The following is an 8024-nucleotide window of genomic DNA, read 5'->3' as shown; positions in this document are numbered from 1 at the left end:
CTCATCCAGAATCGCGTTTTTCTCCCCAACAGTGAAGTGGCGATTCGATTGGCGGACAGGAATAACAAAATCCATCACGGACCTTCCCCGCCCGCGCACCGGACTCCCGCCAACAGGGAACCTGTCACACAAGAGCCTGACACACAGGGCAAAAGGGACATATATGTGAGCGAGCGTCCGGGGAGGGGGAACAAGAAAGCGGCCGGTGGGATGTCCCGCCGGCCGCCGCCTCGCATATCTGTCAGACCATCACTGCCGCGCTACGGCGCGTTGTTTGGCTGGTCCTCCCCCACGTTCTGCAGTTTGCCCTTGCCGTGCTCTCCTTCCTGGTCATCGTTCGGCACCACGGACACGCTGCCGTTTGCCGCGACCAGGACCGACACGAACGTCGGCGAGCTGGTGCCCGCAAATGTGAGTCGACCGATGTAGGAGCCTGGCGTCAGGTTGTTCCACGCGAAGGTGAGCTTCCCGGATTTGCCGTTCTTCATCTTGATCGGGTTGGGCGTGACCGTGGCGTTGCCTTGGTTCGCGCCCAGGATCGCTACGTCAATGCTGGCCTTGGTGGGCCGGTTGTTGGGGCTGGCATACAGGTTCGCGATGATGGTGTAAGTCCCCGGCTCCGGGTTGTCGAGCGAGAGGGACTCACTGGCACTCGGTGTGGCTGCCGTGAGCAACTGACCTGACGGCGATATCGCATACAGATCGAAATCCGCCGTGGGATCGGAGGAAATCACCGAGAACTTCGCGAAGGCTGTTCCGGGGGCAACCGTGGCTGTCTTGACGAAGTTCGAGGTATTGTTCGCCACGGCCACCGGACCTGGGACAAGCTCCGCGGCCGAGGAGTCTGCCTTGGAGAGGCCGTCAATGGTCACCGCCGTGGGAGAGTCGGAACCGGAGACGATGTTGATTTCCGCCGAACCGCTTGCCTGCTGGGACGTGAAGGCGACGCTCTTGGAAGCCAGTACCGACTGCGGACGGACCGCAATCGGAGAGACCACCGATTTGTTGGCGCCTTCCCATTTCAGCGATCCCATAGCGAACGCCCCGAGTGCCGCGCTCCTGTTTTCGAAGGTCACCTTGAAGGTCTTCTTCTGGCCGACTTCGTTGAAGTTCAGCACGGACGGGGTGACCTTGACGTCAACGCCCGGGACATCGGCTGTGGCCCGGTATTGTCCCGGAGTCAGGGCCGTGACGGTCCGGGTGACCTCGATCTTGCCCGCGAGGTTACCTAGGGCGAACGACGGAAGGTTCATGTCGCGTGGCAGTGTCGAGCCAAGTCCCGGCTTCCCGAGATCGACGCCGGTACCCTGGATGAACTTCAGGTAGTCCTCGGTTCCGGCATCGTAGACCAGGCCCGGTTCCAGCACGCTGGCAGGATTCATTTCTCCCGCACCCGTGGCGAAGACGTCCTGGTTCTTGCTTCCATCGGCCAGCTTGACGTCACTCGCCGTCGTCATCATGGCCGACTTGACCGTTGCAGGTGACCAATCGGGATTCTTCGCCAGGATCAACGCTCCGAAACCTGCGATGTGCGGGGACGCCATGGAGGTACCGGACATGAATCCGTACTCATCGCCTTTGCTGCCGATAGGCGAAACCCCTGCCAGCACGGCAACGCCCGGAGCCGAAATGTCCGGCTTGAGCAGATCCGAATCGGTGGCCAGGAGCGGGCCCCGGGAGGAGAATCCGGCGATCTGCGGCTGGGCCTCGAGCGGAAGCCCGGTGGTGTCGTGGTCAACCAGGGAAACCGTAATTCCAGGGTTGGCCGCTACCTTGTCCTTGATGGCTTGCGAGGCCGGAGGATTGACGTGGACTGTGGGCACTGCGTGCTTGTCCGTGTCCAAGGAGGAGTTGGTGAGGTTCACGAGGATCATGCCCACACCGCCGCCGCGGAGCACCTCGGCGCTCTTGGCGACGCGGTCAACCACCCCGCGGTCACACACCACTACTTTGCCGGCGATTTTCGCCGGGTCGAGTGAGCCTGGCGCGCAGAGCGCTGCGTTACCGGTACCCGAGGCAGCGTTTGCGGAAAGCACGACGCCGGCCCCGCTCACCTGGTGGTTCATGATGCTGGCTCCGCGGAACTTGGTGCCGTCGGAGAATTCGATGGTTCCCTGGAGTTCCTGGGAGAAGGAACTAGCCGCAACCGTGGTCATCCAGGGTGCGCCATGGTTGACGGTGCTGGCCTGCGGACCCGAGTTACCGGCGGACGCGGCCACAAAGATGCCGGCCGACGCAGCAGAGAGAAATGCGAGCGAGACCGGGTCGGTGGTGGTGTCCGTAGCGCCCGAAATGGAGTAATTCAGGACGTCCACGCCGTCGGCAATGGCCTGGTCAATGGCGGCGATGGCCGCGGAACTGTAGCAACCGCCCGAATTGGGGTCGGTGTCTTCCCAGCAGACCTTGTAGATGGAGAGCTTGGCAGCCGGTGCCACGCCGCTCGTCTTGCCGAAGCTGCGGCCATCGACGAACGTTTCCACACCCGGGTTGCCTGCGGCGGTGCTGGCAGTGTGCGTGCCGTGGCTCACGATGTCGATGGGCGAGATCTGTTCCTGGGGTGCCCGTTGGGCGGGCGGAACCGTTTGCAGGAAGGCATCTGCGAAGTAGTGGGCGCTGAGGACCTTGGAATTGCAAGCGGTGCCGTCAAAGGCCGCCCCCGTGTCGGTACCTTTCTGGCACTCGCCCACGAACGTATCTCCGTTGGCCTTCAGCATGGCGATCTTGCCGTCACTGGTGCGATACGGGACGCCTACCTGGGGGTCCCCGACCAGCGGCTGGACGGGATCGCCTGCGAAGAACTTGCTTGTGGGCGTGTAGCCGGTGTCGATGACGCCCACCACGGTGCCCTTGCCGGCCTGGTCCTGGCCACCGAACTGGGTATTCCAGATCCCGTTCGGTCCACTGAGGTTGAGGAAATCGGTGGTGGAGTAGTCAGGAGCGGACTGGGTGTCAGGGGCCACGAGGAGGACATCGGGGTTCTTCGCGAGATTGACGGCCTGGTTCGCGGAAAGGGTGGCGCTAAAGCCGTTGATCGCGGTGGTGTAGTCGCGATTGATGCTCACGCTCTGCTGCTTGGCCACGTCCTGCTGCTTCTGCTGCAGGTGGGCCTGGTACTGCTTCACTTCGGCCTTGCCGGCGTCCAGCTTCTTGCCCGCCTGCGGCTTGGTGGGCACGTAGCCGGGCGTTCCGCCGTCGTAAGTGGCCGCTGGCTTCTCTGCCAGCACCACAACGTAGCGGCCATCCTGATAAGAATTGGGGTCGACATTCCGGGCAACCCCTGCGACCGTTGATCCGAAGACCGATGAGCCGGAAGCGGGCGCAGCTTGAGCGGGTGTCAACGCCACTGAGGAGAGCAGAACCGGTAGTCCGACGGCTAGCGCCGCAGCTTTTCGAAGCCCCCCGCTTCCAATGAAGCTCTTTCCTTGTGAATTCACGAGTGATTGCACCTTTCCGGGCGATCGTGGCGGTCATGTCAAGATCAATCAACTAAGGATGGACACCGATTGACAGTTCTTGTAATCAGGTAAAGCCCAGCCGATTCATAGAGTACAGAGCGATAGCTGAATATTACATAGGACACATTTCACGTTTTTTGTCATGTCATTTGGCATCAGAATACATCCGCGCGCAGCAGCGGGCACGCCCCCGTCGGGAGGGGACGTGCCCGCTGTGCGGATATTCAGATATTTAGGCGAAGGCGGGCTGAGAGGAGCCTCAGGCGTGTTGGTACGTCAAGCAATCAGCCGCCTCGGCACCAGGGCCGATCCGGACATCGTGGGCCTCGCACATGAGGTTGTTGTTGTGGGTGCATTCCGAGCGCTGGCAGGCACCGACATGCGCCAGGACCTTGGGGAGGCCCCCCATGAGCGTCGTGTCAATGAAGGTGGCACAGGATGCGTGATCCGCGGTTCCGCCAATCGTGATTCCGAAGGCGGTGCAGCCATGATGGTTGAATCCGCAGCTGCCAACGCTGCATGCGGAGACTTCGGCGACGTGTTCGGTCATTGCTCCTCCAGTTGGACGGGGAATTTCCTTGACAGCAATTCCAAACTACTCCCGAATACGCACCTTTAACCCGGAGGATTAGCGCATTTGCGCGTACCCTATTGCGCTCCAGTTGCTGTCAGCGGACAGTCCGCACTAAGAATGGATCCCTCGCAACGCATCGCTGATTTTGGCCCGTGTCGAAGCGTCAGGCGGGACGGAAATGCGGTTTTCCCGGGCCGCCCTGTCTGCCATGATCCTTTGGAAAACCATCCTCCCAAGGCCGGCAAAAACAGCGGCAAGGACCACGGGCAAAACCATCGACTTAGCGTTCTCGGCCATGCCGCAATCCTAGTGACGCAAACCACCCCCGGCCAGAGCCGCCGTCGTGCAGTGCCCCGGGCCGCCGTCGGGCATTGAAAACCCCCGACGACGGCGGGTGGTCGCCGCGAATTGGCGCGTACCTTTTGCTTGGTAGCCACCTCTTCACCGATCTCCCGCAAATAGGGTATGTAGCGATTTGGCCGGTAGAATGGGCATGCAAGCTCGCGGAGCGCCCCCCTTATTCCGTAAGACCCTGCCGGTAAACACTGTTGCTGAACGCTGTTTAGAGGCAGTTCCGGCGTGAGACGGCACCACTCCGCGGCAGCCTTTAACCAAGGTTTAACCAACGCTCACGCACAGGAGTTACCGGATGCCCCGGATCGTCGTCGACGTCATGCCCAAGCCCGAGATTCTGGACCCTCAGGGGAAGGCCATCGTGGGCGCACTGCCCCGCCTCGGCTTCACCAGCTTTAGCGCAGTCCGACAGGGCAAGCGCTTCGAACTGACCGTCGACGGCGAGGTGACCGACGCCATCCTCGCCCAGGCCCGTGAGGCCGCCGAGACCCTGCTGTCCAACCCGGTGATCGAAGACGTCGTCAACGTCGAGGTCGTCGAGGCCTGACATGACTGAACTTCCTTTGATCGGCGGAGCCCCCGTGGCCGTCGAACCCCATTTGGGCGGGGCCAAAATCGGCGTCGTCACCTTCCCCGGCACCCTTGACGACCGCGACGCCGCCCGTGCGGTCCGCCTCGCAGGCGGCACCGCCGTCGCGCTCTGGCATGCGGACACCCACCTTGCCGACGTGGACGCCGTCGTCATCCCGGGCGGTTTCTCCTACGGCGACTACCTGCGCGCCGGCGCCATTTCGCGCTTCGCTCCGCTGATGTCCCGCATCATCGATGCTGCCAACAGCGACGCCAAGCTGCCCGTGTTGGGTATTTGCAACGGCTTCCAGATCCTGACCGAGTCGCACCTGCTCCCGGGCTCCATGATCAAGAACGACCACTTGAAGTTCTTGTGCCGCGACCAGGTCCTGCGCGTGGAGAACAACAACACCTTGTGGACCTCGGACTACGAGGCCGGTCAGGAAATCACGGTTCCGCTGAAGAACCAGGATGGCCAGTACATCGCGGACGACAAGACCCTGGACGCCCTTGAGGCAGAGGGCCGCGTCGTGTTCCGCTATGTCGGCTGGAACCCGAACGGTTCACGCCGCGACATTGCCGGCATCAGCAACGCCGCCGGCAACGTAGTGGGCCTCATGCCGCACCCGGAGCACGCGGTGGAGCCCGGGTTCGGTCCGGAGTCCAACGCCGGCACGGATGGCTTGGGCTTCTTCACTTCCGTCCTGAACAAGATCGTGGGAGGCGCACAGTGACCACCTCAGCTGAAACCGTCGGCAAGAAGTTCAACATCGACACCGTCGAGAACGCCGCGAAGACCCCGGACACCGAGCTCCCCTGGGCCGAACTCGGCCTCAAGCAGAACGAGTTCGACGAGGTCGTCAAGGTCCTGGGCCGCCGCCCCACCGGCGCCGAGCTCGCCATGTACTCCGTCATGTGGAGCGAGCACTGCTCCTACAAGTCTTCGAAGAACCACCTGCGCCAGTTCGGCGAAAAGGTGACCGAGGAAATGAAGAAGGACATGCTCGTGGGCATCGGCGAAAACGCCGGCGTCACCAACCTTGGCGACGGCTGGGCCGTGACGTTCAAGATCGAGTCCCACAACTCGCCGTCGTTCGTGGAGCCCTACCAGGGTGCTGCGACTGGCATCGGCGGCATTGTCCGCGACATCATCTCCATGGGCGCCCGCCCGGTGGCCGTGATGGATCCGCTGCGTTTCGGCGCCATCGACCACCCGGACACCGCCCGTGTGATGCACGGTGCAGTGGCTGGCATCGGTGGCTACGGCAACTCGCTAGGCCTGCCGAACATTGGCGGCGAAATGGTGTTCGATTCCGTGTATCAGGGCAACCCGCTGGTCAACGCTCTGGCCGTCGGCGTCATGCGCCACGAAGACATCCGCCTGGCCAACGCCTCCGGCAAGGGCAACAAAGTGGTCCTGTTCGGTGCACGCACGGGCGGCGACGGCATTGGCGGCGCCTCGGTGCTGGCCTCGGAGTCGTTCGACGACACCAAGCCCTCCAAGCGCCCCGCCGTCCAGGTGGGCGACCCCTTCGCCGAGAAGGTGCTCATCGAGTGCTGCCTGGAACTGTTCAAGGGTTCGCTCGTTGAGGGTATCCAGGACCTCGGCGCTGCGGGCATCTCCTGCGCCACGTCCGAGCTCGCTTCCAACGGCGACGGCGGCATGCAGGTTGAGCTGACCTCAGTCCTGCTGCGTGACCCCACCCTGACCCCGGGCGAAATCCTGATGTCCGAGTCGCAGGAACGCATGATGGCTGTTGTCACTCCTGAGAACATCGCCGCGTTCGAAGCTGTCATGGACAAGTGGGCCGTGGAGTACTCCTGGCTGGGCGAAGTGACCGACACCGGCCGCCTGATCATCACGTGGGAAGGCGAAGTCATTGTCGACGTCGACCCGCGCACCGTTGCCCACGACGGTCCGGTCTACGACCGCCCGTTTGCCCGCCCCTCGTGGCAGGATTCCGTGCAGGCCGATACTTTCACGGGCTCCGTGCAGGACGCCGGCCGACCCTCCACCTCGGGGGAACTGGCCGCGGCCATCACAGAGCTCATTGCTTCGCCGAACATGTGCAGCAAGGCCTGGATCACCAAGCAGTACGACCGCTACGTCGGCGGCAACACCGCCATGGCGTTCCCGGACGACGCCGGCGTGGTCCGCGTGGACGAGGAAACCGGCCTGGGCGTGGCTCTCGCTACCGATGCCAACGGCCGCTACACCTACCTCGACCCATACCACGGTGCACAGCTGGCATTGGCCGAGGCGTACCGCAACGTCGCCACCTCCGGCGCGGTCCCGATGGCCGTCAGCGACTGCCTCAACTTCGGCTCCCCCGAGGATCCGGACGTCATGTGGCAGCTGGCCGAGTCCATTCGTGGCCTGTCGGACGCGTGCATGGAACTGGGCGTCCCGGTCACCGGCGGCAACGTCTCGCTGTACAACCAGACCGGTACCGTGCCGATCCACCCCTCCCCCGTGGTCGCCGTGCTGGGCAAGCTCGACGACGTCGCGCGCCGCACCCCGTCCGGCTGGAAGGAAGATGGCCAGGCCATCTACCTGCTGGGCACCACGGCCGCGGAACTGGACGGTTCGGAATGGTCCAACCTGCGCGGACACCTCGGTGGCTTGCCGCCGAAGGTTGACCTGTCCATCGAGCGCCAGCTAGGCGAAATCCTCATCAACGCTTCGCGCGACGGCATGATCGACGCCGCGCACGACCTCTCCGAGGGCGGCCTTGCCGCTGCGCTGGTGGAATCCGCACTGCGCTACGGCGTCGGCGCCCGGATTGCGCTGGAGGAACTCCTGGAGCGCGACGGCGTGGACCTGTTCACGGCGCTGTTCTCCGAGTCCCAGGGCCGGGCCATTGTGTCCGTTCCGCGCTCCGAGGAAGTACGCTTCAAGGACATGTGCACCGCCCGCGGCTTCGCCCACCTCCGGATCGGCGTCGTCGACGCTGCCGGCGGCAAGCTGGAGATCAACGGCGTGGACGAACTGTCCGTGGACGCTCTCAACGAAGCCCACGAGGCCACGCTGCCGAAGTACTTCGGCTAGCACCTGGCAACCCCCAACGCGG

At 63.5% G+C, this 8024-nt stretch carries 6 protein-coding genes; 3 read left to right on the top strand and 3 right to left on the bottom strand.

The window, feature by feature from the left end; all coding sequences use genetic code 11:
• Positions 1 to 260: 260 nt before the first annotated feature.
• The 3 genes from AC1DJW_RS12815 to AC1DJW_RS12805 form a co-directional block, all read right to left on the bottom strand.
• Positions 261 to 3434 (bottom strand): S8 family serine peptidase, encoded by a 3174-nt coding sequence (locus AC1DJW_RS12815; RefSeq protein ID WP_476901569.1) that lies wholly within the window; start codon positions 3432 to 3434, stop codon positions 261 to 263.
• 280 nt (positions 3435 to 3714) lie between these two features.
• The gene (locus AC1DJW_RS12810) at positions 3715 to 4005 is read right to left on the bottom strand and encodes a DUF1540 domain-containing protein (RefSeq protein WP_059388517.1); all 291 of its coding nucleotides are present in this window, start codon (positions 4003 to 4005) and stop codon (positions 3715 to 3717) included.
• A 135-nt stretch (positions 4006 to 4140) separates the two neighbouring features.
• Complete coding sequence (locus AC1DJW_RS12805; RefSeq protein ID WP_059388516.1) at positions 4141 to 4326, bottom strand: hypothetical protein; 186 nt, start codon at positions 4324 to 4326, stop codon at positions 4141 to 4143.
• Between the two features lie 352 nt (positions 4327 to 4678).
• Between AC1DJW_RS12805 and purS the strand changes: the two genes are divergently transcribed.
• Genes purS through purL form a run of 3 tightly spaced genes read left to right on the top strand, consistent with a single transcriptional unit; the run spans position 4679 to position 8002 of the window.
• Complete coding sequence (purS, locus tag AC1DJW_RS12800) at positions 4679 to 4930, top strand: phosphoribosylformylglycinamidine synthase subunit PurS (protein WP_028265707.1); 252 nt, start codon at positions 4679 to 4681, stop codon at positions 4928 to 4930.
• 1 nt (position 4931) lies between these two features.
• Positions 4932 to 5687 carry a phosphoribosylformylglycinamidine synthase subunit PurQ gene (gene purQ / locus AC1DJW_RS12795; RefSeq protein ID WP_284754603.1) on the top strand — a complete coding sequence of 252 codons (756 nt, stop codon included), beginning with the start codon at positions 4932 to 4934 and terminating at the stop codon, positions 5685 to 5687.
• Entirely contained in the window at positions 5684 to 8002 is a 2319-nt protein-coding gene (gene purL, locus AC1DJW_RS12790) for a phosphoribosylformylglycinamidine synthase subunit PurL (protein WP_284754606.1), read from the top strand. The genes purQ and purL overlap by 4 nt, the downstream gene beginning before the upstream one ends.
• Positions 8003 to 8024 lie beyond the last annotated feature (22 nt).

Source organism: Arthrobacter sp. 05L417 (genome assembly GCF_056397865.1).
The sequence above is the reverse complement of the archived record's forward strand: the minus strand, read 5'-3'. Positions and strand labels throughout refer to the sequence as shown.